The organism is Stenotrophomonas sp. 86428_Sma (assembly GCF_056481585.1).
On sequence record NZ_CM151156.1, the window covers coordinates 2,596,888 to 2,621,739 of the forward strand.

At 66.5% G+C, this 24,852-nt stretch carries 20 protein-coding genes; 12 read left to right on the plus strand and 8 right to left on the minus strand.

Annotation, left to right across the window (positions count from 1 at the left end; genetic code table 11):
• Positions 1 to 42 precede the first annotated feature (42 nt).
• The 4 genes from ptsP to ACZK3J_RS11990 all read left to right on the plus strand — a co-directional run bounded on the left by ptsP (position 43) and on the right by ACZK3J_RS11990 (position 6,555).
• A complete protein-coding gene (gene ptsP / locus ACZK3J_RS11975; RefSeq protein ID WP_478475836.1) occupies positions 43 to 2,553 on the plus strand; it encodes a phosphoenolpyruvate--protein phosphotransferase in 2,511 nt (836 codons plus the stop codon).
• Complete coding sequence (pfkB, locus tag ACZK3J_RS11980; RefSeq protein WP_277778420.1) at positions 2,550 to 3,506, plus strand: 1-phosphofructokinase; 957 nt, start codon at positions 2,550 to 2,552, stop codon at positions 3,504 to 3,506. Before ptsP ends, pfkB begins: the two co-directional genes overlap by 4 nt.
• Positions 3,507 to 3,580: 74 nt before the next feature.
• Positions 3,581 to 5,287, plus strand: a complete 1,707-nt coding sequence (locus ACZK3J_RS11985) for a PTS fructose transporter subunit IIC (protein ID WP_478475837.1) — start codon at positions 3,581 to 3,583, stop codon at positions 5,285 to 5,287.
• 14 nt (positions 5,288 to 5,301) lie between these two features.
• A complete protein-coding gene (locus tag ACZK3J_RS11990; RefSeq protein WP_478475838.1) occupies positions 5,302 to 6,555 on the plus strand; it encodes a carbohydrate porin in 1,254 nt (417 codons plus the stop codon).
• Positions 6,556 to 6,630: 75 nt separating this feature from the next.
• Here ACZK3J_RS11990 and ACZK3J_RS11995 read toward each other — a convergent pair whose 3' ends face one another.
• Positions 6,631 to 7,158 carry a DUF6622 family protein gene (locus tag ACZK3J_RS11995; protein ID WP_134951248.1) on the minus strand — a complete coding sequence of 176 codons (528 nt, stop codon included), beginning with the start codon at positions 7,156 to 7,158 and terminating at the stop codon, positions 6,631 to 6,633.
• Positions 7,159 to 7,396: 238 nt separating this feature from the next.
• Here ACZK3J_RS11995 and ACZK3J_RS12000 point away from each other — a divergent pair, with 238 nt between their 5' ends.
• The gene (locus ACZK3J_RS12000) at positions 7,397 to 8,503 is read left to right on the plus strand and encodes a serine hydrolase domain-containing protein (protein ID WP_134951247.1); all 1,107 of its coding nucleotides are present in this window, start codon (positions 7,397 to 7,399) and stop codon (positions 8,501 to 8,503) included.
• Here the strand turns inward: ACZK3J_RS12000 and ACZK3J_RS12005 are convergent.
• Both ACZK3J_RS12005 and ACZK3J_RS12010 read right to left on the minus strand, forming a co-directional pair.
• Complete coding sequence (locus ACZK3J_RS12005; RefSeq protein WP_134951246.1) at positions 8,485 to 9,354, minus strand: methylenetetrahydrofolate reductase; 870 nt, start codon at positions 9,352 to 9,354, stop codon at positions 8,485 to 8,487. The genes ACZK3J_RS12000 and ACZK3J_RS12005 overlap by 19 nt on opposite strands.
• Complete coding sequence (locus ACZK3J_RS12010; RefSeq protein WP_478475839.1) at positions 9,354 to 10,268, minus strand: LysR family transcriptional regulator; 915 nt, start codon at positions 10,266 to 10,268, stop codon at positions 9,354 to 9,356. Before ACZK3J_RS12010 ends, ACZK3J_RS12005 begins: the two co-directional genes overlap by 1 nt.
• Before the next feature lie 175 nt (positions 10,269 to 10,443).
• On the opposite strand from ACZK3J_RS12010, the gene msuE reads away from it, so the two are divergent.
• From msuE to ACZK3J_RS12025, 3 genes are read left to right on the plus strand one after another with little or no spacing between them, the layout of a single operon-like run.
• Positions 10,444 to 11,025 carry an FMN reductase gene (msuE, locus tag ACZK3J_RS12015; protein WP_049461152.1) on the plus strand — a complete coding sequence of 194 codons (582 nt, stop codon included), beginning with the start codon at positions 10,444 to 10,446 and terminating at the stop codon, positions 11,023 to 11,025.
• A 58-nt stretch (positions 11,026 to 11,083) separates the two neighbouring features.
• Positions 11,084 to 12,061: a DUF1852 domain-containing protein gene (locus ACZK3J_RS12020; protein ID WP_049461150.1), complete on the plus strand. Its 978-nt coding sequence runs from the start codon at positions 11,084 to 11,086 to the stop codon at positions 12,059 to 12,061.
• Between the two features lie 38 nt (positions 12,062 to 12,099).
• Positions 12,100 to 13,134 (plus strand): methionine synthase, encoded by a 1,035-nt coding sequence (locus ACZK3J_RS12025; protein WP_049461148.1) that lies wholly within the window; start codon positions 12,100 to 12,102, stop codon positions 13,132 to 13,134.
• Positions 13,135 to 13,189: 55 nt separating this feature from the next.
• On the opposite strand, the gene ACZK3J_RS12030 is transcribed toward ACZK3J_RS12025, so the two are convergent.
• The 3 genes from ACZK3J_RS12030 to ACZK3J_RS12040 all read right to left on the minus strand — a co-directional run bounded on the left by ACZK3J_RS12030 (position 13,190) and on the right by ACZK3J_RS12040 (position 15,091).
• On the minus strand, positions 13,190 to 14,218 hold the full coding sequence (locus ACZK3J_RS12030; protein ID WP_478475840.1) for an SEL1-like repeat protein: 1,029 nt from the start codon (positions 14,216 to 14,218) through the stop codon (positions 13,190 to 13,192).
• Positions 14,219 to 14,332: 114 nt separating this feature from the next.
• Positions 14,333 to 14,854 (minus strand): hypothetical protein, encoded by a 522-nt coding sequence (locus tag ACZK3J_RS12035; RefSeq protein ID WP_478475841.1) that lies wholly within the window; start codon positions 14,852 to 14,854, stop codon positions 14,333 to 14,335.
• A gap of 24 nt (positions 14,855 to 14,878) precedes the next feature.
• Positions 14,879 to 15,091, minus strand: coding sequence for a hypothetical protein (locus ACZK3J_RS12040; protein ID WP_012511105.1), 213 nt, complete (start codon positions 15,089 to 15,091; stop codon positions 14,879 to 14,881).
• Positions 15,092 to 15,336: 245 nt separating this feature from the next.
• On the opposite strand from ACZK3J_RS12040, the gene ACZK3J_RS12045 reads away from it, so the two are divergent.
• The gene (locus tag ACZK3J_RS12045) at positions 15,337 to 16,584 is read left to right on the plus strand and encodes an arsenic transporter (RefSeq protein ID WP_478475842.1); all 1,248 of its coding nucleotides are present in this window, start codon (positions 15,337 to 15,339) and stop codon (positions 16,582 to 16,584) included.
• Positions 16,585 to 16,610: 26 nt separating this feature from the next.
• Here the strand turns inward: ACZK3J_RS12045 and ACZK3J_RS12050 are convergent, their stop codons facing one another.
• Entirely contained in the window at positions 16,611 to 17,723 is a 1,113-nt protein-coding gene (locus ACZK3J_RS12050) for a serine hydrolase domain-containing protein (protein WP_478475843.1), read from the minus strand.
• A 143-nt stretch (positions 17,724 to 17,866) separates the two neighbouring features.
• A complete protein-coding gene (locus tag ACZK3J_RS12055; protein ID WP_107431953.1) occupies positions 17,867 to 19,519 on the minus strand; it encodes an ABC transporter ATP-binding protein in 1,653 nt (550 codons plus the stop codon).
• Positions 19,520 to 19,632: 113 nt separating this feature from the next.
• Between ACZK3J_RS12055 and ACZK3J_RS12060 the strand changes: the two genes are divergently transcribed.
• From ACZK3J_RS12060 to ACZK3J_RS12070, 3 genes are read left to right on the plus strand one after another with little or no spacing between them, the layout of a single operon-like run.
• Complete coding sequence (locus ACZK3J_RS12060; protein WP_478475844.1) at positions 19,633 to 22,023, plus strand: TonB-dependent receptor plug domain-containing protein; 2,391 nt, start codon at positions 19,633 to 19,635, stop codon at positions 22,021 to 22,023.
• A 27-nt stretch (positions 22,024 to 22,050) separates the two neighbouring features.
• Positions 22,051 to 23,493 carry a DUF3526 domain-containing protein gene (locus ACZK3J_RS12065; RefSeq protein WP_478475845.1) on the plus strand — a complete coding sequence of 481 codons (1,443 nt, stop codon included), beginning with the start codon at positions 22,051 to 22,053 and terminating at the stop codon, positions 23,491 to 23,493.
• Positions 23,490 to 24,845, plus strand: coding sequence for an ABC transporter permease subunit (locus ACZK3J_RS12070; RefSeq protein WP_478475846.1), 1,356 nt, complete (start codon positions 23,490 to 23,492; stop codon positions 24,843 to 24,845). Before ACZK3J_RS12065 ends, ACZK3J_RS12070 begins: the two co-directional genes overlap by 4 nt.
• The last annotated feature ends 7 nt before the right edge of the window (positions 24,846 to 24,852 follow it).

Here is a 24,852-nt window from a genome sequence, read left to right on the forward strand (position 1 = left end):
ACGTTCCCAATACGCCACAGCACCCCCTTCCCGGAGCCCGCCTTGCAGCCCTTGACTACCCCAGCCCCCGTCAACCGGGAACTGATCCGCCTGGATGCGCGGGCGCTCGACAAGGCCGACGCCATCGCCCAGGTGGCGCAGATGCTGGTCGCCGCCGGCTGCGTTGCGCCGGGTTACGAGGCGAGCATGGGCCGGCGCGAGGCGCTGGCGAATACCTTCCTCGGCCATGGCGTGGCCATTCCGCACGGGCTGGGTGAGGACCGTCACCTGGTGCGCCGCGATGGCATTGCCGTGCTGCAGTTCCCGCAAGGCGTGGAGTGGAACCCGGGCCAGGTCACCCGCCTTGTGGTCGGCATTGCCGCGCAGTCCGATACCCACATCACCCTGCTGCGGCGGCTGACCCGGCTGATCCAGGATGACGCGACCCTGCAGCGCCTGTTCACCACGGCCGATGCGAGCGAGATCATCAACGCGTTGGCTGGCGATGTTTCGACCACGGCTCCCACTGTGCCGGTGACGGACCTGGCCGAGCGTTTCGACTGGACCATCGCCTACCCCAGCGGGCTGCACGCGCGCCCGGCCACGCGCTGGGCCGAAACAGCGCGCGGCTTCGCGGCCCGCGCACAGGTCCGCGCGGGCGATCAGGCTGCCGATGCCAAAAGCCTGGTGGCGCTGCTGCAGCTCGGGTTGCGCCATGGCGACGCGGTCAGCGTGTCTGCCGAGGGCGCCGATGCCCCTGCCCTGCTGGCCGCACTGCGCAAGGTCATGGACGGGCTGGTGGCACAGGAAAAGGCCGATGCCGAGCGCGCAGCGCAGCGCAAGGCCGCGCCGGTTGCGGGCTGGAATCCACCCGACGCACAGGCGGCGATCGTCGGCATCGGCGCCAGCCCAGGGCTGGCGATCGGCCCGGTGCATGTGCTGGCCAGCACGCAGGCTGAGGTCGCCGACCGCCCCACCCCACTCGGCGAAGGCGGCGCGCACCTGCAGGACGCGCTCAGCCGCACCCGCCAACAACTGGCCGCGCTGCAGGACGACACCCAGCGCCGGCTAGGCGCTTCGGATGCGGCAATCTTCAAGGCGCAGGCCGCGCTGCTCGACGACACCGATCTGATTACCCGCACCTGCCAGCTGATGGTCGAAGGCCATGGCGTTGCGTGGTCCTGGCACCAGGCCATCGAGCAGATCGCCTCCGGCCTGGCGGCACTGGGCAACCCGGTGTTGGCCGCGCGCGCGGCCGACATGCGTGACGTGGGCCGGCGCGTACTGGCGCAGCTTGATCCGTCTGCGGCGGGTGGCGGCCTTGCCGACCTGCCTGCACATCCTTGCATCCTGCTCGCTGCTGATCTGTCGCCGTCCGACACGGCCAACCTCGATACCGGCCGCGTGCTCGGCCTCGCCACCGTGCTGGGCGGGCCGACCTCGCACACCGCGATTCTCTCGCGCACGCTCGGCTTGCCAGCGCTGGTTGCCGCCGGCGCGGAGCTGCTGGCGATCAGTGCGGGCCGCGAGGCGATCATCGATGGCAACAGCGGGCGGCTCTACCTGTCTCCGTCCGAGGCCGATCTCGCCTCGGCCCGTGCGTGGATCGCCGAACAGCAGCAGATCCGCGAGCGTGAAGCGGCGCAACGCGCGCAGCCGGCACAGACCCCAGACGGCCACCGCATCGACATCGGCGCCAACGTCAACCTGCCCGAGCAGGTGCCACTGGCGCTGGAGCAAGGCGCGGAAGGTGTCGGCCTGATGCGCACCGAGTTCCTGTTCCTCGAACGTGGCAGTACGCCCAGCGAGGATGAGCAGTACGCCACGTACGTGGCGATGGCCAAGGCACTCGACGGCCGCCCGCTGATCGTGCGCGCGCTCGATATCGGTGGCGACAAGCAGGTTGCTCACCTGGAGTTGCCGCGCGAGGAAAACCCGTTCCTCGGCGTGCGTGGCGCGCGCCTGCTGCTGCGCCGCCCCGACCTGCTGGAACCGCAGCTGCGTGCGTTGTATCGCGCGGCGAAGGACGGCGCACGCCTGTCCATCATGTTCCCGATGATCACCTCGGTGCCCGAGCTGATCGCACTGCGCGCCATCTGCGAACGGTTGCGCGCCGAGCTCGAGGCGCCCGACGTGCCGATCGGGATCATGATTGAAGTCCCGGCCGCCGCTGCCCAGAGCGATGTGCTGGCGCGCCATGCCGACTTCTTCTCGATCGGCACCAACGACCTGACCCAGTACGTGCTGGCGATCGACCGCCAGAACCCGGAACTCGCCGCCGAGGCCGACAGCCTGCACCCGGCCGTGCTGCGCGCGATCCGCGCCACGGTGGAAGGTGCACGCCTGCATGGGCGCTGGGTTGGCGTCTGCGGCGGCCTGGCCGGCGATCCCTTTGGTGCAATGCTGCTGGCCGGCCTGGGCGTGGACGAACTGTCGATGACCCCGAACGACATCCCGGCCGTGAAGGCACGCCTGCGTGGCAACGCGCTGGCCGATCTGCAAGCGCTGGCCACTACCGCGCTGGACTGCGAAACCGCCGAGCAGGTGCGTGCCCTTGATGGAGCGCGCGCATGAGCGCCCACGCCCTCACCGTTACCCTGAACCCGGCGATTGACCAGACCGTGCGGCTGGCGCACCTGCAACCGGGCCATGTGCATCGTGCCCGCAGCTCGCGCGACGACGCCGGCGGCAAGGGCATCAACGTGGCCGCCTGCCTGGCCGATTGGGGCGTGCCGACCACCGCGATGGGCGTGCTCGGTAATGGCAACGACGGCGTGTTCAGCGCGTTGTTCGCCGAGCGCGGCATCGCAGACGCTTGCCTGCGCGTTGCGGGCCGCACCCGCACCAACATCAAGCTGGTCGAAGAGGCCAGCGGCGAGACCACCGACATCAACCTGCCCGGTCTGTCACTGTGTGACGCCGATCTGGACGCGGTATCGCGCCGGCTCGACGCCCTGCTCCAGCCGGACCAGCCAGTGGTGCTGTCCGGTAGCCTGCCGTCGGGGCTGCCAGCCGATGCATGGGCGAGACTGCAGGCGCAGGCGAGCGCCGCTGGTGCGCGCGTACTGCTGGACACCAGTGGTGACGCACTTGCCGCCGCGTTGAGCGGCGCACAGGGCGCACTGCCCTACGCGATCAAGCCCAACCGCCACGAACTGGAGGCCTGGACCGGCACGCCGCTGCCGGATCGCAGCGCCCTGCGGGCCGCAGGCCACGCCTTGGTCGAGCGCGGAGTCGCACTGGTAGCGATCTCGATGGGCACTGACGGCGCGCTGTTCATTGATCGCAGCGGCGCTCTGGTCGCGCGACCGGCGCGACTGGCACGCGGCAGCACGGTCGGTGCCGGCGATGCCATGGTCGCCGGCATTGCCGCCTCATTGCTGGAGCCCTCCCTGGATCTGACGGGTTGCGCCCGATTGGCGACGGCGTTCTCGATGAGCCGGCTGGAGAGCGGTGACGCGCGACGACTGGACCCGGCGCAGGTGCGCGCGTGGACCGGCGATGTACTGATCGAGCGGTTGGATTGAAACCCCAGCAGAGGGTGCTGCGGCTGGCCCGCCCCCTCCTGCAAGGACGAACCCGAAGAATTCCAGGAGTGCCCATGCAAGCTTCCACCGTAGTCATCGCCGCAGGCGAACGCAGCATCGAGGCGGTTCTTGCCGCCGAAGCGCTGCGCCGCGCCGCCCGCCAGCAAGGGGCTGAACTGGCGATCGAAATCCGCAGCGACCAGGGCGTGACCGGGGCACTGCCCGCCACGCAGGCCGCCGCCGCAACGCAGCTGCTGCTGGTGGGTGACGGCGAGGCGGATGCCGCCCGCTTCGGCAACGCCCAGGTCGTACGCGCCAGCCTCGGTGAAGTGCTGGACGACCCGCTTGCCGTACTGGCGCAGCTTGCCGCGACGTCGGCAACCGCGCCCACCGCGGACGCCGGCAAGCACATCGTCGCCGTTACCTCCTGCCCGACCGGCATCGCCCACACGTTCATGGCGGCCGAAGGCCTGCAGCAGGCGGCCAAGGCACTGGGCCACGCGATCCGGGTGGAAACCCAGGGCTCGGTCGGCGCGCAGGACGCATTGAGCGACGAAGAAATCGCTGCCGCCGACCTGGTGCTGATCGCCGCCGACCGCGAAGTCGATCTGTCGCGCTTTGCTGCCAAACGCCTGTTCAAGAGCGGCACCAAGCCGGCGATCAATGACGGCCAGAACCTGATCCGCAAGGCGCTGGTCGAGGCCGGCGTGCAGGCGGGTACGCCGGCTTCAGGCTGCACCACCGAAAAGGCCAGAGCCACCGGCCCCTACAAGCACCTGATGACCGGCGTGTCGTTCATGCTGCCGTTCGTCACTGCCGGTGGCCTGCTGATCGCACTGGCGTTCGCGCTCGGCGGCATCTATGCCTTCGACGATGCACACAAGGGCACGCTGGCCTGGTCGCTGTTCCAGATCGGCGCCAAGTCCGGCTTCATGCTGATGGTGCCGGCGCTGGCCGGTTACATCGCCTACTCCATCGCCGATCGCCCGGGCATCGCGCCGGGCATGATCGGCGGACTGGTCGCGGTCAACATGGATGCAGGCTTCATTGGCGGCATCCTGGCCGGTTTCATCGCCGGCTACGGCGTGCATTGGATCAACCGTGCGCTGCGCCTGCCACGCAGCCTGGAAGGCCTCAAGCCGGTGCTGATCCTGCCGGTGCTGGGCACGCTGCTGGTCGGTCTGTTGATGATGTACGTGATCGGCACGCCGGTTGCCGGGCTGCTGGCCTGGCTGACCGACTGGCTGCGCGGCATGCAGGGCAGCAGCGCGATTCTGCTGGGCCTGCTGCTGGGCGGAATGATGGCGGTGGACATGGGCGGGCCGGTCAACAAGGCCTCCTACGCGTTCTCCACCGCACTGATTTCCAGCCAGGTCTACACGCCGATGGCTGCGACGATGATCGGCGGCATGACGCCGCCGCTGGGCATCGCGTTGGCCACATGGCTGTTCAGCAACCGCTTCACTGCCGAGGAGCGCGGCACCGCTGGTGCCGCGGGCGTGCTCGGCCTCAGCTTCGTGACCGAGGGCGCGATCCCCTACGCCGCACGCGATCCGTTGCGCACCATTCCGGCGCTGATTCTCGGCTCGGCCGTGGCCGGTGCGATCTCGATGGCCGCAGGTGTCGAGCTGAAGGTGCCGCACGGTGGTGTGTTCGTGCTGCCGATCCCGAACGCGGTCACCCACCTTGGCGTCTACCTGCTGGCACTGGTGGCCGGCGTGGCCGTCACCGCTGTCGCGCTGCGCGTCCTCAAGAAGCCGGTCACGGCTCCCACCCTGTAAAAGGAACCTCGCCCATGACCTGCTCTTCCCGCCGCCTGTTGCCGGTAGCGATCCTGCTGGCCCTGCCGTCCGTGGCCGCAGCCGCCGACGCGAGCGACGTCCTCACCCCCAAGCTGGCGTACACCGGTGAAGCGGCTGCCACGCTCGACGGCGGCAAGCGCAGCGGCACGGCGTATGCCGGCCAGCTGATGTTCGGTGCCGACGTGAACCTGGACGCTGCGTTTGGCTGGCGGGGCGCGACGATCAAGGCCTACGGCATCAACCGCCATGGCACCAACCTGGCCAACAGCCGTACTGGCAACAGCACCTCGGCGCAGGAAATCTACGGCGGCCAGGGCACGCGCCTGGCCAACCTGACGCTTGAGCAGAAACTGCTGAACGACCGTTTGGTGCTGGAGGCCGGGCGCAGCGTCGCCAACATCCATCACCTCGGTTCGGAGCTGTGCCAGTACTTCCAGGGCAATTCGGCCTGCGGCAACCCGACCTACGTGTTCCGCACCAGCAATTTCACCTGGTGGCCGGTATCGAGCTGGATGGCCGATGCCACGGCCTGGGTGACGCCCGATGTCTATGTGCGCGTCGGCGCCTACCAGGTCGATCCCAGCCAGGCGGAGGATGGCCAGCACGGCCTGAAGTGGAATACGAACCAGGCCACCGGCTGGATCGTGCCCTACACGCTCGGTTGGCGCAGCCCTGCTTCGGCACGACTGAAAGCCCGCTACGAACTCGGTGGCTGGCAGGACAACTCGACCTATCTGGATCCGCTGCGAGATGCCAACGGCAGCCCGGCGCTGCTCAGCGGGCAGGACTATGCGTCCCGTCGCGGCCGATCCGGTGCGTTCGCCCGCTTCGAGCAACAGCTCACCAGTGATGGTGGCGGCCGCGGCCTGACCCTGTTCGGTGCGGCGCTCAAGGGCACCTCCGGCCAGTTGATCGAGGATCATTTCCTGCAGGCTGGCATGGTGCAGAAAGGCACGTTCACCAGCCGGCCGCAGGACAGCATCGCTTTCGTTGTGACCCAGCAGAAGTACAGCAGCATCGCGCTGGAGAACCTGCGCCTTGCCCGCGCCGCGGCCGGCGGTAGCGGCACGCCGCACGGGAGCCAGGTGATGATGGAACTGAGCTATGGCATCCAGCTCACCCCACAGCTCCGGGTCGCGCCGAACCTGCACTACATCGTGCATCCGGACCAGTTCAACGAACCTGCCCGCCAGCGGGACCTGCCGAATGCGTTGATTGCGGGCATGCGGGTTGATTGGAGTCTGTAGGGACAAGGGGTGCCGGCCACCGGCCGGCACTACCCTCTGGGGCTATTAATGTGACGCGTCACGACGGAGCTGGTTTCAGCCTGCCACCCCAACCCCTTTACCTGCCTCACCCAGTCGCAACGAGGCCAGATAGCGGCAGTACTTGCCGATGAAGAGGCCGGTGAATCCGCCTGCCAGCAGCAGGTAGGCGGCGCTGAAGCCGGCGTTGGCGGTCAGCGACGGCGACACCGCAAATGCGACTTCGAAGCCGTACTTGACCAGGAAGGTGATCAGCAGCAGCGGCAGCAGGCTGAAGTCCGCGTTGCGCCAGAGCTTGCCGGTGCTGCGGTCCAGCGTCAGCTTCAGCCGATTCAGCAGCGGCCAGGCCAGCGCGGCACCCGTGGCGATGCCGGCCAGCCACTCGCTCCAGGCAGTCAGCGACGTGCCGAAGCGATGGCTGATCGACCACGCACCCCAGGCGGCGAACAGGGCGGGCACGATCGCCAGCTTCTGCAGCGAGGTCTCCCCTGGCTTCATGGCGGCGATGCCGCGGGTGATCAGGAAGGCCAGGAGCAGCCAGACCCAGATCGGCGTCTGTGCGGCGAGTTGCTGGAGCATGTTCATGAGCGGTCCCCTTGGTGAGTGGTGGCTGAGTGGTGGCGAGGCGCCCTCGCCTTGGCGCTCACTATTCGCTTCCCCCAAGGTTGCAGCCAGTGACAGCTGTCAGCCTTCGTAGGTGATGTGGCGGCGTGCCACGCTGCCAACAGCCACAGTGCGGACCCACCCGGGACACCCGCCTCATCCGCTCGGCCTGCTCGACCCGCGATACCATTGCCACAATGCCGCTGCGAGCTGATACGCCATGCGCAACGATCCTGTCCGGCGCCACCTGTGTGCAGCACTACTGGCTGCCGGCTGCGGCCTGTCTGCCCGGTCTGCACTGGCGAGCCGGCGTACTTCAGGCAGCTGCAGTTCGCTGGCCGCGCTGCTGCGGGCCGAGCAGCAGCCTGGCCTGGCGGCCGTTCTGGTAGATCATGGGCGCATCGCCGCGCTAGCCACGGCGGGCCGACGCACCGACACCCGGCCCTCACCGATTGATCGCCATACCGTGTTCGAGCTGGGATCGATTACCAAGGTGTTCACGGCGCTGCTGGTATTCCGGCTCCAGCAGCGACAGTTGCTCGACGTCACGGCGCCCATCGGCCTGTATGTGGAGGGACTGCCTTCAGAGTGGGCATCCACTTCACTGCTGCGGCTGCTGAGCCATACCTCCGGCATTCCCAATTATTTGAATGAAGACAACTTCCTGCGATTGATGCCGACGAGTCCGCAACCCCGTGAACTGTTGGCAGGGGTGGAGCAGATGCCGCTGGAGTTTGCGCCAGGTACGCGGCATGCCTATTCCAATACGAACTACATTCTGCTCGGTCTGGCCATCGAACATGCAACCCGCATGGATTACTGGAACGTTCTCCAGGAAGAGATCCTGTCGCCGCTAGGCATGCGCGACGCGGGACCGCGCCGCTCAGAGGATCGGCGCCGGATTGCCCAGGGGCATCTATTCCAGGATGGCCAGTGGCACGACCCACCGCCCACTGCTGCGGGTTCGGCGTGGGCGGCCGGCAGCCTGTTGGCGAGCATCGATGACATGGCACGCCTTGCTGTGGCATTGGACCAGGGTCGGCTGCTACCTGATGGTGCGCTGAGGCGCATGTGGTGCGACACGGTTCTTTCCAACGGAAGCAAGGCGGGCTGGGGGGCCGGCTGGCAGGTTGCCGATGACGGCAATGTAGTCGGTCACGGAGGCGGAACCGCAGGCTTTACTGGGTACTTGCGGCACGTTCCTGCGCAACGAAGAACGGTCGTGGTCCTGATCAATCGTGCCGGAGACATCAATCCCCAGCGCATTGCAGAGCGCCTCGATCTTGGGATGCGCCGCTGCCCGGATTTTCAGCCGCCGCTGCTGTAAATGCTCCGCCGATACTGCTCCACCCACTCCAGCGATGGCGCGATACCGCCGAACGGGAACAAGTGCGGGCTGACCGGGCCATGGGCGTCCGTCAGCCCACTCAGCAGGCGATCCATGAACACCTCCGGCCCTGCCGTTCCCAGCAGCCGGCCGATCGAGATGCCGTACCGCGCCAGCATCGATGCACTGGCACCCACGCCGCACATCGCGGCGTAGCGCGCCAGCCGCGCAATGCTGGCCGGGCCCGGCACGCCCACCAGTACCGGAACCGTGATGCCACGGGCGCGCAGCGCATCCAGCCAGGCCAGCACGATATCGGCATCGAAGGCGAACTGGGTGACGACCAAGGGGGCCATGCCGCGCGCTTCGATGGCCTGGCATTTACGCCCAAGCACCTCCCAGCGATCGTCAGCGCTCATCACCGGGTGGCCTTCCGGGTGCCCGCCGATACCAACGACCTTGATCCCGGAGTGCTCCAGAAGACCGGTCTGGATGATTGAAGCACTGTCGGCAAACGGCCCGGCGGGTGTGGCCAGGTCACCCGCGACCAGCAGGCAGCGGGTGATCCCGGCTTCGCTGGTGGCGCGCTCCAGAAAGCGCTCAAGCGCTGCGTGCGAGCCGATGCGGCGGGCGGAGAGATGCGGCATCGGCGCGAAGCCGAGCTCGCGCACCGTGCGTGCGGCGGCCAGGCGTGCATCGTCGTCCTCGCTGGCCAGCCAGGGAATGGAGATGACCGTGCCGCGCCGGATGCGGGCCGCCTCGGCGCGCAGTGCCGGCATGGCCTTCGCGCTGACTTCCAATGAAAAGGCGTTGATGAAGGCGTCCGCCTGCGATGAGGTACCGGCCGGCATCAACGCGCTCCGCCCACATTGCCGGCAATCGGCGTGCTGTTACGCGCCAGTTCGACGAAGGCCTGCAGGTAGTCGATACCGGTATCGGCCTCGCGCGCGCCCAGGTAGATCTGCTTGGGAATGCCCTTCGCCCCCAGGCGCACCGGCACCACGTCCATGCGTGCGGCATATTCCTCCACCAGCCAGCGCGGCATGGCGGCCACGCCACGGCCGCTGGCCACCATCTGCATCATGATGTCGGTGGTTTCGATGGTCTTGTGGCGCCGCGGCGTAATGCCGGCCGGCAGCAGGAACTGGTTGTAGATATCCAGGCGCTCGAACGGAACCGGATAGCTGATCAGCACTTCCTGGCCGAGCTGGCGCGGCTTTACGTGGTCCACCTTGGCCAGGGCGTGGCCCTTGGCCACCACCAGCACCTGCTCGTAGTCGAACACGGGCACGAACTTCAGGCCCGGCTTCAGCAGTGGATCGGGCGTGACCAGCAGGTCGATCTCGTAGCCGAACAGCGCGCCGATGCCACCAAACTGGAACTTCTGCTTGACGTCCACATCCACGTCCGGCCACGCCGCCAGGTAGGGCGAGACGATCTTAAGCAGCCACTGGTAGCACGGGTGGCATTCCATGCCGATGCGTAGCGCGCCGCGCTCGCCCTGGGCGAACTGGCCCAGCCGCTCTTCGGCCAGGTCCAGCTGCGGCAGCACCCGGTTGGCTACCGCCAGCAGGTACTGCCCGGCGTGGGTCAGACGCAGGCTGCGGCCTTCGCGCAGCCAGACATCGGTGCCGAGCTGCTGCTCCAGCTTCTTCATGCTGTGGCTCAGGGCTGACTGGGTCAGGTTGAGCACGCCGGCGGCAGCGGTCAGCGAGCCCTGCTGCTCGACCTGCTGCACGATGCTGAGGTGGATCCGTTCCAACATGACGATGAATGCCGCTCATGGATTGGTGAAGTAATACCATTTTACGTCATGGAAGGGCATGACTAGGATCGGGTCATGCCTTCGGTTGCCTGCCAGCCCGGTCACCTCGCCGGCCTGCAGGACTGCGCCCCCGCAGATTGCCCGAAGGAGCCCCTCCCCTGCTGAAAGCGAACAGATGACCCGCCCCCTCCGTATCGTCGCCGTTTCCGGCGGACTGCAGCGCCCCTCCAGGGCTGCAACCCTGGCCGAGCACCTGCTGGACCTGATCGGCGAGGACGTTGCCTGCGAGCCGCACCTGATCGAGCTGGGCGAACTGGCGCCGCAGCTGGCCGGTGCGCTGTGGCGCTCGCAGCTGCCCGAGGCTGTGGAGCGGCAGCTGGTGGCCGTTGAACAGGCAGACGTACTGGTGGTGGCCACGCCGGTCTACCGCGGTTCGTACACCGGCCTGTTCAAGCACTTCTTCGATTTCATCCACCAGGATGCGCTGGTCGACACCCCCATCCTGCTGGCCGCCACCGGCGGCAGCGAGCGGCACGCACTGGTGATCGATCATCAGCTGCGGCCGCTCTTCAGCTTCTTCCAGGCGCGCACCCTGCCCCTCGGCGTCTACGCCACCGACCGCGATTTCGCCGAGGGCCGCGTGCACAACGACGCTCTGATCCAGCGCGCACGGCTGGCGGTGCAGCGGGCGATGCCCCTGCTTGCCCTGTCCCATCGCATAGCGCCTGCCACTGCCGAGACCGCTGCAGTCCTTTGAATGCCGAATGCCAGCGACCCGCATTCGGATGTCACCCCCGCAACCCGGAACGCCGCCCATGACGACCGAGAACTTCACCTTCAGCATCACGCGCATCCCTTTCAACGAGGACTACCAGCCCGCTGACGGCACGCGCATCACCACCAACTTCGCCAACCTGGCTCGCGGCGAGTCCCGCCAGGAGAACCTGCGCAACACGATCAGCATGATCAACAATCGCTTCAACGACCTGGCGCACTGGGACAACCCGAGTGCGGACCGCTACGCCGTTGAGCTGGACATCATCTCGGTGGAGATGCACATCGATGGAGCCGACGGCAGCGATCCGTTCCCGCTGATCGAAGTGCTGCGGCCGACCATCGTCGACACGCGTACCGGCACGCGCACCGAAGGCATCGTCGGCAACAACTTCTCGTCCTATGTGCGCGACTACGACTTCAGCGTGGTACTGCCGGCCAGCAACGAGGGAAAGGCCACCTTCGGCATTCCGGAAGGCTTCGGTGATCTTCACGGCAAGCTGTTCCAGCACTTCCTGGAATCGGAGGCCTACCGCGCCAATTTCAGCAAGGGGCCGGTAATCTGCATCAGCGTCTCCAGCAGCAAGACCTACCATCGTACCGAGAACCACCATCCCATCCTGGGCGTGGAGTACCGGCAAGGCGAGTTCTCCCCCACCGACCAGTACTTCGACAAGATGGGCCTGCAGGTGCGCTATTTCATGCCGCCGGGCAGTGTTGCGCCGCTGGCCTTCTATTTCCGCGGCGACCTGCTGGGCGACTACTCGAACCTGGAACTGATCGGCACCATCAGCACGATGGAGGCCTTCCAGAAGATCTATCGCCCGGAGATCTACAACGCCAACTCCGTGGCCGGCAAGGTCTACCAGCCCAGCCTGAAGCACCAGGACTACTCCTCCACCCGCATCGTCTACGACCGCGAAGAGCGCAGCCAGCTGGCGGTCAAGCAGGGCAAATTCACCGAAGAGCACTTCATCAAGCCGTATCGCGCCGTGCTTGAGCAGTGGGCTGCCCGCTGATTTACCGATTCTCCATTCGCCCCAGGACACAGAACGCAATGTCGACGAAGAAACTGCTCCCTACCTCCACCGCCGGCAGCCTGCCCAAGCCCTCCTGGCTGGCGGAGCCCGAAAAGCTCTGGTCGCCCTGGAAACTGCAGGATGAAAGCTTGACCGAAGGCAAGCAGGATGCCCTGCGCCTGTCCCTGCAGGAACAGCAGCACGCCGGCATCGATATCGTCAGCGACGGTGAGCAGACCCGGCAGCACTTCGTTACCACCTTCATCGAGCACCTCAACGGCGTCGATTTCGAGAAGCGCGAAACCGTGCGCATCCGCAACCGCTACGACGCCAGCGTGCCGACCGTGGTCGGCGCCGTGAGCCGCCCCACGCCGGTGTTCGTGGAGGATGCGAAGTTCCTGCGCCGGCAGACCACGCAACCGATCAAGTGGGCCCTGCCCGGCCCGATGACCATGATCGACACCCTGTACGACGCGCACTACAAGAGCCGCGAGAAGCTGGCCTGGGAATTCGCGAAGATCCTCAACGAGGAAGCGAAGGAGCTGGAAGCCGCTGGCGTCGACATCATCCAGTTCGACGAGCCCGCCTTCAACGTGTTCTTCGACGAAGTGAACGACTGGGGCGTGGCCGCACTGGAGCGTGCGATCGAAGGACTGAAGTGCGAGACCGCCGTGCACATCTGCTACGGCTACGGCATCAAGGCCAACACCGACTGGAAGCAGACGCTGGGCTCGGAGTGGCGCCAGTATGAAGAGTCGTTCCCGAAGCTGCAGACCTCCAACCTCGACATCATCTCGCTGGAATGCCACAACTCGCACGTGCCGATCGACCTGATCGAGCTGGTGCGCGGCAAGAAGGTGATGGTGGGCGCCATCGACGTGGCCTCCAGCACGGTGGAGGCGGCCGAGGAAGTGGCCAACACTCTGCGCAAGGCGCTGCAGTTCGTGGATGCCGACAAGCTCTACCCGAGCACCAACTGCGGCATGGCGCCGCTGGCCCGTGACGTGGCACGGGGCAAGCTGCGTGCGCTCAGCGAAGGGGCCAGGATCGTGCGTGAGGAGCTTTCGGCGTAGTCGCTGAAAGAGATCAGCGTCCGGACCTCTGTGCGGGGTCCGGACGCATCGGCACTCAGCGCTTGCGCGCGCGCCGCTCGGGGCACTGCTTCGGATCGAACAGATCGTAGGTCTGCTTGATGGCCAGATTGCGGATCGCCCTGCGGTTTCCCTGCGCTGCAGCCTCACAGGTCCAGTAGATATCCTCATCCTGGTCCTTGGGCACCCCACGCCCGATGGAGTACAGGTATCCCAGCTCGGCCTGTGCAGGCGCGTAGCCCGCCATTGCCGCCTTGCGATACAGGTCGGCGGATCGGGCCTCATCCTTCTCTACGCTGATACCCTTGGCATGCATCAGGGCGAGCCTGGTCTGCGCCTCCACATCACCGCCATCGGCAGCCGCTGTGAGTGCTTCAACCGGGCCAAATGCGCCGGGCGTGTCCATCTCGGCACACCACACCTCGTTCTCCTTGTGATTCAGGCACAGCTCCAGACGGGCCTCCTTGACTCCCGCTAGGCCGAGCTCCTGCACGGCTGCCCTGGCATACCACTGCATGGCCTGGGCCTCGTCTTTCGTGAGGCCGGCGCGTCCCTTCTGATAGAGATTGGCAAGGCTGTACTGCCCGGCCGGCGAGCCGAGTTCAGCGGCTCGGCGGAGCCACAGGACAGCCTGGGCATCATCCTGCTGCGGGCCCAGGCCCTGCAGGTACATGATCCCGAGATCGGACTCTGCGTCCGCATTGCCCTGATCGGCAGCCTTGCGTACCCAGTGCAGGGCCTGAGCGGAATCCTTCGGCACGCCATTGCCTCGCAGATACAGCACACCCAGCATGGACTGTGCCGGCGCATAGCCCTGATCGGCCGCCTTGCGGTACCAGTCCGCTGCCTTCGCTGCGTCCCTGTCGACGCCTGCGCCGCGCAGATACCTGTCCCCAAGTTCATTCTGGGCTTCCGCGTTGCCGGTCTTCGCCGCAGCCATCACGCGATCCCGCTCGGCTGCGTTGTCATTGCCAAGTGCCGGCGTGCTGCAGGCCAGGGCAGCCAGTCCCGCACAGAGTGCGACGCGCCGCAGGGCGCCAATCCATTCTTCCGTGAACGTCTGCATTCTTGATCAACTCCAGATGGATGCCGCAGGTAGACCCGGCAGGTGCCTCGATCAGCAAGTGATCGGGGCCGGGGGCGGCATTATAGGTGCGCGCAGGACCACGTGGCCGAGGTTCTATCTGGGTAGCGGGCGTGCCTGCTCCTGCGCTCGCGACATCGCAGGGGTCCGTCTCAGCGCCAGCGCCTCCTTGATCCGGCCCATCTCGCGCGCCCCGGCCTCGGCCAGGCGGCGGGCCTGCTGCCGCTGCTCCCGCGTAGGCGCCGGAGGTGATGGAGCACCGGTATCTACCAGCCGCGCCACCGCATCGCGCAACCGCAACTGCGGGCAGAGCCGGGCGGCGCACCAGCGTTCGGCGTAGCGCTTGGCCTGCCGCGCATTCGCGGCAGCCACCACCTTGGTCTGTGACATTTTCCGCGCGTCGAGGAACAGGCGGACGCCGAGCACGGCATGCGGCACGACGTTGGCCACACAGCGGCCGTTCCACCACAGGTCCCAGCGGTCACCGCTCTGCACCCAGCCGGAGGGCCGGGTAGCGGTCATGAAATCGGGAGGGCTGGAGGGTGAATGCATGGCCCGAAGAATACGGTCGGCCGTCGCATGGAATGAGATTGCGGATTTGCGCTGGCGACCTCTCAACGCTTCTGCCGTAGCGAAGCCCTCTCACCACTCTGGGCCGAGCAGCTTCTCCACCTCGGTTTCGAGCTTCTTTGCGGCTTCGGCCTGCGAGGCTACCTTGATGCACAGCCCGGACTGCGCGGGACCCGGAGTCAACTGGTAGCGGTTGATGGTGCCGCCGCCGTCGCCATCCAGCTCCACCCGGGCCACCAGGGTTCGGCCGTTGGCATTGAAGATCCAGTCCCGGTATTCGGACATCGTTGATTCCATGCGTGACACTTTGAGTGGCCTTCACTCTAAGCGGAGCGACGGTGAAGAGCGCCCGAAGAAAACGTTCGCGGAGCGTGGGTGCCGGGGGCACGCGGCAAGCAGACAAGCATGGGCTGGGCTCCACAGCTCGGGCGCGGCTCACGGAGTATGATGCCGCCTTCCCCGAACTGCCGTGATTGCAGCGGGCGCGCTCCTGCGAGGTACGCGTCGGCGCCGCTGAGACACCCCGCCCGATGCTCGTTTCCTACTCCTCTTTCCTCATCTGGGCGGCCGTGGCCGTTGCCACCGTCGGCCTGCTGTTCCGGCCGTTCCGCATTCCGGAATATGTGTGGGCACTGGGGGCTGCCCTTCTGCTTCCACTGCTGGGAGCGGTGTCGTTCGGCAGGACCTTGCACGCGGTGGCCGAGGGCCGCGATGTCTATCTGTTCCTGGTCGGCATGATGGTGCTGGCCGAGCTGGCCCGGCGCGAGGGCCTGTTCGCCTGGCTGGCGCTGTACGCGGTCCGCCACGCAGGTGGCTCGGGACGACGCCTGTTCGACCTGGTGTTCCTGGTCGGCACGTTGGTGACCGTGTTTCTTTCCAACGATGCCACGGCGGTGGTGCTGACCCCGGCGGTCTACGCCGCCTGCAAGGCGGCCCGTGCCAACCCCCTGCCCTATCTGTTCGTCTGTGCGTTCATCGCCAATGCGGCCAGCTTCGTGCTGCCCATTTCCAACCCGGCCAACCTGGTGGTGTACGGCCAGCACATGCCGCCCTTGATGCAGTGGCTGGCACAGTTCGCGCTGCCGTCGCTGGCCGCGATCGGCGCCACCTATCTGGTGCTGCGCTGGGTGCATCGGCGCGAGATCGCGCAGCCGCTGGTGGCGGCGCCGGCGCATCGCCCGCTGACCGAAGGCGGCCGGCTGAGCGCGCTGGGAGTGTTGCTCACCGGCACCGTGCTGCTGGTGACCTCCGCACTGAACGGCCCGCTCGGATTGACCACGTTCTGCGCAGGCACGCTGAGTGTGGCGGTGGTGGCGATGCGCCAGCGGCGCAGTCCGTTGCCGTTGCTGCGCCATGTGTCATGGGGCGTACTGCCGCTGGTGGCCGGCCTGTTCGTATTGGTGGAAGCGGTTGCCCAGACCGGCGCCATCCAGACTGCAGCCAGCGCGCTGCAGGCCGTAGCGCAAGCCTCCCCACACCAGGCCAGCTGGCTGGCCGGTGGCGCGGCGGCGTTGCTGAGCAACGTGGCCAACAATCTGCCGGTCGGCTTGGCCGCTGGCTCGCTGGGCCAGATGGCCGACCTGCCGGCACAGACCCGCGCCGCATTGCTGGTCGGCGTGGACCTGGGCCCCAACCTGTCGGTGACCGGCTCGTTGGCCACGATGCTGTGGCTGGTGGCGCTGCGCCGCGAGGGCGAGCATGTCAGCGCGCTCGACTTCCTGCGCGTCGGCGCGCTGGTGATGCCGCCTGCGCTGATCGGGGCACTGTTGCTGCTCTAGCCGGGGGCTGCCGGGCGCCACCCGGACTATGGGGTCTTGCCTGCAGCAATCTTCCCGACCAGGGCATCGATCGCCGCTTCCATGGCATGCGCGGTCTGGTCGCCACTCTGGTTGGTGATCACGAAGATGCCCAGATCGTGCTCGGGCATGATGTAGATGTAGCACTGTGAGCGCGGTACGCCACCGTGATGGGCATAGTAGACGCCCTTCTGGCGATCGCCGGCGACGATGTTCCAGAAGTAGCCGATGCTGAACTCGTCGTCGAATCTGGCCAGGGCGCGATGCGATTCCTTTACCACCGGCCCATTGGCCAGTTGGAACTGAAGGTACTTCACCATGTCCGGGACGGTTGCTTTGACGTTGCCGGAAGCGCCCCATGGCAACTGTGGCATCGGCGTGGTCGGTACGGGATTGTCGCTGTGATAGCCGGCCGCCAACCGCGGCGCTTCGGCATCATCCAGCCTGATCCGGAGGCTGGTCATCGCCGCGGAGTCGTTGAAGAAGCCACGCAGCAGTGACGCGTAGTCGGTCTTGTAGGCCACCTCCAGAACATGCGCCGCCAGCTCGGTCCCTGCGCTGGAGTAGGCGTATTCCTTGCCTGGCATCCGCGGGATCTGCACAGTGTGCAGGTCCCGGAGGAAATCCGGCTTGCCGTAGTGCGCGTAGAGCGCATTGAGCTCGCCCGGCGTGCGGTGATCGGTAAAGTCCTCCAGTACCGTGTTCGCGCGCTCCGGCAGCATGTTCGGCAGGCCACTGGTGTGCGACAGCAGGTGGCGGACGCGGATGGGTTGGCCCTGGTACTGCAGGTTGCGATAGTCGCCCTGCAGGTAGGTGCGAACGTCATCCTCCAGGCCCACCCTGCCTTCCAGCACCGCATTGGCCATCAAGGTGCCGGCCAGCGTCTTGCTCAGTGAGCCGATCTCATAGAGCGTGGCATCGGTCGGCGCGCCGGCTGTACCGGCCACCATGTCGCCGCGATGGCGGATGAAGGTCCTGCCCCGGTACACCACGCCGATGGAAGCCGAGTGCAGCAAGGGCTGCTCGATCAGGGTCTGCGCGACCTCGTCGATCTCTGCTCCCGGTTCCTTCGATGGCGACTTCCCACCCGTGCATCCGGTACCAAGGAGTACGACGGACACGACGAAGGCATGAAACCAACGTCTGTTTCGAACGGTCATCGAAGTGGCTTCCATGCGTTGGCGCTTGAAGGGCGATCAGGAAAGAGCGCTCACGATAGCCGATTGTCGAGACGAACACGCTGGCTGCGGAGCGCCTCCTGGCCCTAAGCATCGCCCCCGAGATCAATCACCCGGTCAGTCGGGCTCACGATGCCTCGCCGATGGGTGATGGCCACCACGGTTACATCGTTCGCCAGTGCGCGGATGTGGTCCATGATCTCGCGTTCGGTGGCCTCATCCAGCGCGGAGCTGGCCTCGTCCAGAAACAGGATCGCCGGCTCGCCATACAGGGCACGGGCAATCGCGATGCGTTGGCGTTCCCCACCGGACAACTTCAGGCCCCGCTCGCCCACGGTGGTTTCAAGGCCCTCGGGCAGCGCCTCGATCAACGGCAGGATCGCAGACTTGCGTGCGGCACGCTGCAGCCGATCATCATCGCGTGCGCGCCCCAACAGGATGTTGTCGGCCAGGCTTTCGTTGAGCAGGATGACATCCTGCGGAACCACCGCGACAGCGGCATGCCAGGCCGCACGGTCGATCCGGGACAGGTCAAGCCCATCGACCAGGATCCGGCCACGCTGGGGATCGATCGATTTCAGGGCGAGCTTGAACAGCGTCGACTTCCCTGCCCCGGTCGGCCCGATCAGGAAATTGATGCCGCCACGTTCGGCCTCGAAGGACACATCGCTTACCCCGCGACCGTTGCCATAGCGGTGGCTGACCTGCTGGAACTCCAGGCCACCGCTTTCCCCGGCGAAGCGCTGGGCATCGGCCACCTGCTGCTCCTCGGGCGCCGCCCACAAGGTGGAAAGCGGAGCCAGCATGCTCCACGAGCGCGCGACGTCATCGATCGAACGGGCGATCATCTCGAACGGCATGTTGAGCTGGAGCAGCAGCAGATTGAACAGGACGATGTCGCCGACGCTCAGACCGCCGCTCTGGTAGCGCGGCAGCAACAGATGGAAGGTAACGATGAACTCGACCGCCAGGCCGATGCCCAGCAGCGCAATGAAGCCGATCCGCTGCAGTACGTAGGCGCGCCAGCTGTCGCGCACCTCCTGGGCCTTCTGCTCGAAGCGCTGCACCATCCAGGCGCTGCCGCCGAACTGGCGCAGCGTCTCCATGGCATTCATGGCATTGCCGACGAAGCGCGCGTTCTGCTGGCCGGCCTCGACCGCAGCTTCGCGATGGATGCGTGCGCGCCGGGTAGCGATTGCGGAAAGCGTGACGGCTACCGTGCCGTAGGCCAGCACGATGGCCACCACCTGCAGGTTGATCAACGCACCAAGCGTTATCAGCGTCAGCAGGATCTGCAGCGCGCTGGGAATGAAGGCCACCAGCCCCAACTGCACCACGATCTTCAGCGCGCCACGGCCTTTCTCCCCTGCAACCTGCAGCTCGGCGGCGTTGTACTCCAGGAAGAAGCTGTTGGTCTTCTTCAGCAGACGGGCGAAGTAGCGGGTGTTGGTGATGAAGCCGAGATTCTCGCCACTGAGGAACGACAGGTACTGCACGGTGTTCTGCAGGGCGCTGCCAGCGCCAAGCATGACCGCATAAAGCAGGAAGCCGCCCGCGAGAGCGCCGACCCCGTCGATGGGCAGACGGTCGATCAGGCGTGAGAAAAGATAGGGCGCCGCAACATTGGCCAGGCTGGACAGCACGACACTGCCGGCGATGAGCAGCAGCAGCCTGCGGTCAGCCTTCCAGTACGCGCCCAGGATTTCAGCGACGGGCGGCGGAACAGCAGTCTTCTTCATTGGCCTGGTTCCGGCGTGGACTCAACCCCAGAAGGCTATGATATAATATATCTATTCAGGAGCGACGTAGCCACGTCGCAGGCCACTTTCGGATGGGATCGATGGACCGGGGAATGACGAACGTATCCGCTGCCATGCCACGCGCGCTCATGGCCCTCAGCATTGCCGCTGCACTGTTGGCCAGCGTGCCTGCGATCGCCCAGAACCCCGGCGATGCCCGGCGTTCGCGGGCCGCAGGCGCAGCGCCCGAGGCGCCGACCGCCACCCTGGACAAGGTGCTGGTGGTCGGCAGCAACATCCGCGATGCCATTGGCGGAGGCGCCTCGCCGATCATCGTGATCGACAAGGAGGCCATCGACCGCACCGGCGTGGCCACCGTGCAGCAGCTGTTCGAGAAACTGCCGCAGAACTTCGGCGGTGGCGCCAATGGTGCCAACGTCGCCAACCTCGGCGTCGACCGCGATACCGGCAACAACTTCGGCCAGGGCACCGCCATCAACCTGCGCGGCCTGGGAACCGGCACCACGTTGACCCTGATCAACGGCCATCGCGTGACCTCGTCGAACCGCTACCAGTACGTGGATGTCTCGCTGATACCGCTGAGTGCGGTGGAACGCGTTGAGATCCTCACCGATGGTGCCTCGGCCATCTATGGCACCGATGCGGTCGGCGGTGTGGTCAACATCATCCTGCGCCGCGACTTCACCGGGTGTGAGACCGCTGTGCGTTACGGCGCCGTGACCACCGGCGGCATGGAGGAATACCAGGCCTCGCAGTCGGCAGGCTGGTCGTGGGATGGTGGCCATGTGCTGGCCAGCTACGAGTTCCTGAAGCAGAGCAACCTGCCGGCGGTGGACAAGGATTTCTCGAAGAACGTGCGGGTCAAGCCGTACGACCTCTACCCCGGTTCGAAGCGCCACAGCCTGTACGTGGACGGCGTTCAGCAGCTCAGCGATGTGCTGACCCTGAACGTGACCGGCTCGTTCGCCAAGCGCGAGATGGACACCACCATTTCCGGCACGGCCGACGAAACCCGGTTGTTCCCGCATACGCGCCAGTTCGACCTGTTCGCCGGCCTGACACTGGACCTTCCGCGTCAGTGGCAGGCGCGCCTGGATTCGGGGTTCGGCAGGAGCGATGTGTCCTATCAGCGCACCACCATCACCGGCAGCTCGGCCAGTACCGCGCCGCCCACCAATACCAACTCCGAATCGCGTTACCTGGACCTGGTCGCCGACGGTGAGCTGTTCAGCCTGCCCGCCGGTGGGGTTCGCGCGGCATTCGGCGCGGGCTACCGCCGCGATGGCTATGAACTGATCGATCACCGCGGCCTGGAAAAGCCGCTCGACCTGCAGCGCACCGTGAGATCAGCCTTTGCCGAGCTCAACGTTCCGCTGCTGAAGGATCTGCCAGGCGTGCGCAGCCTGTCCCTGACCGCCGCAGCGCGCTATGACGACTACAGCGATTTCGGTTCCACGCTGAACCCCAAGTTCGGCCTGCTGTGGGAGGCGACCCAGGGGCTTTCGTTCCGTACCAGCTACGGCCGCTCCTACCGGGCGCCGGTGTACCAGGACATGCAGTTGAACAACACCGTGGTGGTGGCGAACGTGCCCAACCCGAGTGCAGCCAATGGCAACACCATCCTGATGATGCTCTCCAATGGCAATCCCGATCTGGGCCCCGAACGGGCCAAGACCTGGACCGGCGGTTTCTCGTTCGCGCCGCCGTCGCTGCCGGGGCTCAAGATCGATGCGAACTACTTCCACATCGAATACGCCGACCGTATCGGCAGCGGCTTCGGCGGCAGCTTCCCGTCGCTGTTCCTGCAGTCCACCGCACCTTACGCAGACATCCTGACCACCAATCCCACGCAGCAGCAGATCCAGCAGGCACGCCAGCTGGGCGTATCGGGGCTGGGCCTGTTCGTCTCGCGCGTGGGGCCGTATGCGTTGCCGCCAGGCATGGACGAAACCAACAGCCAGGTGATCCTCGACAACCGCTTCCGCAACAACGCCTTCACCTGGCAGCGTGGTGTCGACTTCAGCGGATCGTATGGCTTCGATGCCGGCCAGACCCACATCGGGCTGAACCTGGCCGGGCAGTACATCATCGAGTCGAAGCGGCGCGTGACCAGTACGTCGCCCGAGGTGGATGCGGTGAATTCGGTTTACTACCCGGTGGACCTCAAGATGCGCGGTGGCATCGCGCTGAGCCGGCAGCAGGCCGCGGCGGGGATCTTCGTGAACTACGTGGACAGTTATCGCGACCCCGCCAATGTCGCCCGGCCCCACGTCAGCTCCTGGACGACCGTAGATCTGAACCTCGCCTACCACTTCGGTGCATCGGCGGACCCGCAGCGTGGCACCTCGCTTGCGTTCAACGTGCAGAACCTGCTCGACCGGGATCCGCCGTTCATCGTCAACAGCATCAACACCGGCTACGACCCCACCAATGCGACAGCGCTGGGCCGCTTCCTGTCCATGTCGCTGACCCACCGCTGGTAAGCCGCCATGCGCGCCGAAGCCCCTGCCTTGTCCCGGTCCGTCATGGCCATCCAGCAGGCGTTTGCTGTTGCGGCAACCCAGCTCACGTTGATGTGGCGCGAGCGGCGCGTGCTGTGGCTCGCCCTTGCCCTGTTGCTGATTGCGGGAGCATCGGTGCTCGGTGGTGCTGCACGCCTGACCCTGCAGGCGCAGGAGCGCCAGGCAATGAGCGAGGAAGAGGCGCGGCTCTGGGACAGCCAGGGCACAATCGACCCGCATAGCGCCGCACATGTGGGGCGTGCCATTGCTGCCCCCGTGCGGCCACTGGCTGCACTGGACCCGGGGCTGACGGATTACCTGGGAACCTCGGTGTTCATCGAAGGCCACGCGCAGAACCCGGCCCGGCACCGTGCCGTGGATGGTGGCACCGCACTCAGCCGCTTCGAGGGCTTCTCTGCGGCGTGGGCGCTGCAGGTGGTGGCGCCGCTGCTGATCATCCTGGCCGGGTTCGCCACACTGTCCGGCGATGTGGCCCGCGAGACGCTGCGCCAGGAACTCGGCACCGGCGCCTCGGCCGGCGTGCTGATCTGTGGACGCTTGATTGCCCTGGTGGCCGCCTCGCTGCTGCTGGTGCTGGCCATGCTGCTGATCAGTCTTCCGGGGCTGTCCATCCAGTACGGCGACGCCACGGATCTTGCCGCCCTGCTCGCACTGGCGGCCGCCTACCTGCTCTATCTGCTGGTGTTCTGTGCACTTACCGTGGGGGTGTCGGCACTTGCCGGCTCGGCACGGACGTCACTGGTCGTGCTGCTCGGCTTCTGGGTGGTGTCCACGCTGCTGCTGCCGAGGGTGGCGCCTGCGGTTGCCGAATCCCTGTACCCGACCCCTTCGGCACCGGCGTTCAGGACCGGCGTGACCGAAGAAGCGGAGAACGGCGCGGATGGCCATGACCCGGCCGACAAACGCCTTGATGCCCTGCGCACGGCGTTGATGGCGCGCTACCGGGTCGACAGCGTTGACGACCTGCCGCTGAACTTCCGCGGTGTCGCGCTGGAGTTTGCCGAGGCCAACTCGACGCGCGTCTACAACCGCCATTTCGATCGCCTGCATGCCACCTACCAGCAGCAGGACGCCACCCAGCGCCTGTTTGGCCTTGCCTCGCCGACGCTGGCGCTCCAGTCCTGGTCGCGCGCCTTCGCCGGCACGGATTTCCCGGCGCATCTGGCGTTCCTGCGCGGCGTGGAGGACTACCGTTATCGGTTGATCCAGGCACTCAACCAGGAAGTGAAACTGCACAAGGCACCACAAGGCGGGAAGCATGTGGCCGACATCGCCGGCATCACCCGTTCAGTGCACTACCGGCCGCCGCAACAGACCCTGGCCGGTACCGCTGCCGCGCAGCGCGGAAATCTCGTCATTCTGCTGGTCTGGCTGATGCTGGGTTGCGTGGTGGTGCTCATCTCCGCTCGGAAGCTGGGGAGATCGCCATGAACGTTGTGTCGATTGCCCGCTATGAGATCCGCCGATTGCTGCGCGATCGAGCGCTGCCAGTGCTGCTTGTCCTGCTGCTCGGGCTGGGTGCCTACGCCGCGTGGAACGGCCGCGCATGGGTGGACCAGCGGGAGGCGGCCATCGCCCTGATCAAGCAGGAAGAACAACAGACGAAGGAACGCAGCCGGGCATTCGTCGGCAAGGCGCCCTCGGTGCTGCCCCGCGCCCAGCCGGTGCTGGCGCCTGCCGCCATGGCACCGCTGTCGATCGGCCAGGCAGACGCCTACCCCTACACCGCCGATGTGGTCGCGCTGGGCGATCCGACCCAGCTGCTCAAGCACGTCTGGGCCGACATCGGCAATCCAGCGGCACGGGCTGCGGGACGGTTCGACCTCGCCTTCGTCATCGTCTTCCTGCTGCCGCTGGTCATTCTCGTGGCCACCCACGATCTGTGGTCCCGTGAGCGCGAACGCGGCATCGCGGCGCTGGTGCTGTCACAGCCGGTGTCGGCAACGCGCCTGCTGGTGGTCAAGGTGCTGGCCCGTGGCGTGATGGTGCTGCTGCCCGCACTGGCCATCCTCCTGGCGGTGACGATCGGGGCCGGCGCGCGCAGTCCTGCGGGCCTGGCCATGCTGGCCCTGACCGTCCTCCTGTACGGCGCGTTCTGGCTGGCCCTTGCACTGCTGATCGGCTGCCTTGCCCGCCGCACCACCGAGGCGGCCATCGCCGCCGGCGCGCTGTGGCTGCTGATCGTGGTCATGGCACCGTCGCTGGCGCTGGCCACGGCGAATCTGATCGCGCCGCCGCCGTCACAGATGCAGTTCGCCACCGAAGTAAAGGCGATGCAGTCCGATATCGCCACGCGCCAGCAGCGCGAGCATGCGACGTCGGCACCAGTGAATTCGCCGTCCCCCGTCATCTCCGACACTGTGCGCCAGGCCTACGCCGATCGGGTTGCAGCTGACCGGGAACTGGAACGTCTGATCGCCTCGCATGCGCAGGCCGAGGCCGCACATCGCCAGGTTCTGGACAAGGTGCGGCTGCTGCTGCCGGCCGTCGTGACACAGGACGCGCTCGACCGCATCGCAGGCTCGGATGCCGACCGCGCGCTCGACTTCCAGGGGCAGGTCCACTCCTTCTGGCAGGCGCGGCGGCTGTTGCACAAGGCCTATCTGGATCGTGACGCGCCGCAGACCTTCGAAGAGTACGACACCCTGCCCCGCTTCCAGTTCCACGAAACAGCCGGCGTCGCCCAACGTGGTGTCCTGGCCGATCTCGCCGCACTGATCATTGCCACCCTGCTTGTCCTGCTTGCAGCCGGTGCATTGCGCAGCCGGCTGGCAACGCCCTGAGGAGACG

Coding starts and splice junctions, on each gene's coding strand:
- ACZK3J_RS12005 (WP_134951246.1), bottom strand. CDS start 9,354: ATGCCGGCCGGTACCTCATCGCAGGCGGACGCCTTCATCAACGCCTTT.
- ACZK3J_RS11995 (WP_134951248.1), bottom strand. CDS start 7,158: ATGAACATGCTCCAGCAACTCGCCGCACAGACGCCGATCTGGGTCTGG.
- ACZK3J_RS12030 (WP_478475840.1), bottom strand. CDS start 14,218: ATGCAGACGTTCACGGAAGAATGGATTGGCGCCCTGCGGCGCGTCGCA.
- ACZK3J_RS12055 (WP_107431953.1), bottom strand. CDS start 19,519: ATGAAGAAGACTGCTGTTCCGCCGCCCGTCGCTGAAATCCTGGGCGCG.
- ACZK3J_RS12025 (WP_049461148.1), top strand. CDS start 12,100: ATGTCGACGAAGAAACTGCTCCCTACCTCCACCGCCGGCAGCCTGCCC.
- ACZK3J_RS12010 (WP_478475839.1), bottom strand. CDS start 10,268: ATGTTGGAACGGATCCACCTCAGCATCGTGCAGCAGGTCGAGCAGCAG.
- ACZK3J_RS12070 (WP_478475846.1), top strand. CDS start 23,490: ATGAACGTTGTGTCGATTGCCCGCTATGAGATCCGCCGATTGCTGCGC.
- msuE (WP_049461152.1), top strand. CDS start 10,444: ATGACCCGCCCCCTCCGTATCGTCGCCGTTTCCGGCGGACTGCAGCGC.
- ACZK3J_RS11990 (WP_478475838.1), top strand. CDS start 5,302: ATGACCTGCTCTTCCCGCCGCCTGTTGCCGGTAGCGATCCTGCTGGCC.
- ACZK3J_RS12000 (WP_134951247.1), top strand. CDS start 7,397: ATGCGCAACGATCCTGTCCGGCGCCACCTGTGTGCAGCACTACTGGCT.
- ACZK3J_RS12020 (WP_049461150.1), top strand. CDS start 11,084: ATGACGACCGAGAACTTCACCTTCAGCATCACGCGCATCCCTTTCAAC.
- ACZK3J_RS11985 (WP_478475837.1), top strand. CDS start 3,581: ATGCAAGCTTCCACCGTAGTCATCGCCGCAGGCGAACGCAGCATCGAG.
- ACZK3J_RS12040 (WP_012511105.1), bottom strand. CDS start 15,091: ATGTCCGAATACCGGGACTGGATCTTCAATGCCAACGGCCGAACCCTG.
- pfkB (WP_277778420.1), top strand. CDS start 2,550: ATGAGCGCCCACGCCCTCACCGTTACCCTGAACCCGGCGATTGACCAG.
- ACZK3J_RS12060 (WP_478475844.1), top strand. CDS start 19,633: ATGACGAACGTATCCGCTGCCATGCCACGCGCGCTCATGGCCCTCAGC.
- ACZK3J_RS12045 (WP_478475842.1), top strand. CDS start 15,337: ATGCTCGTTTCCTACTCCTCTTTCCTCATCTGGGCGGCCGTGGCCGTT.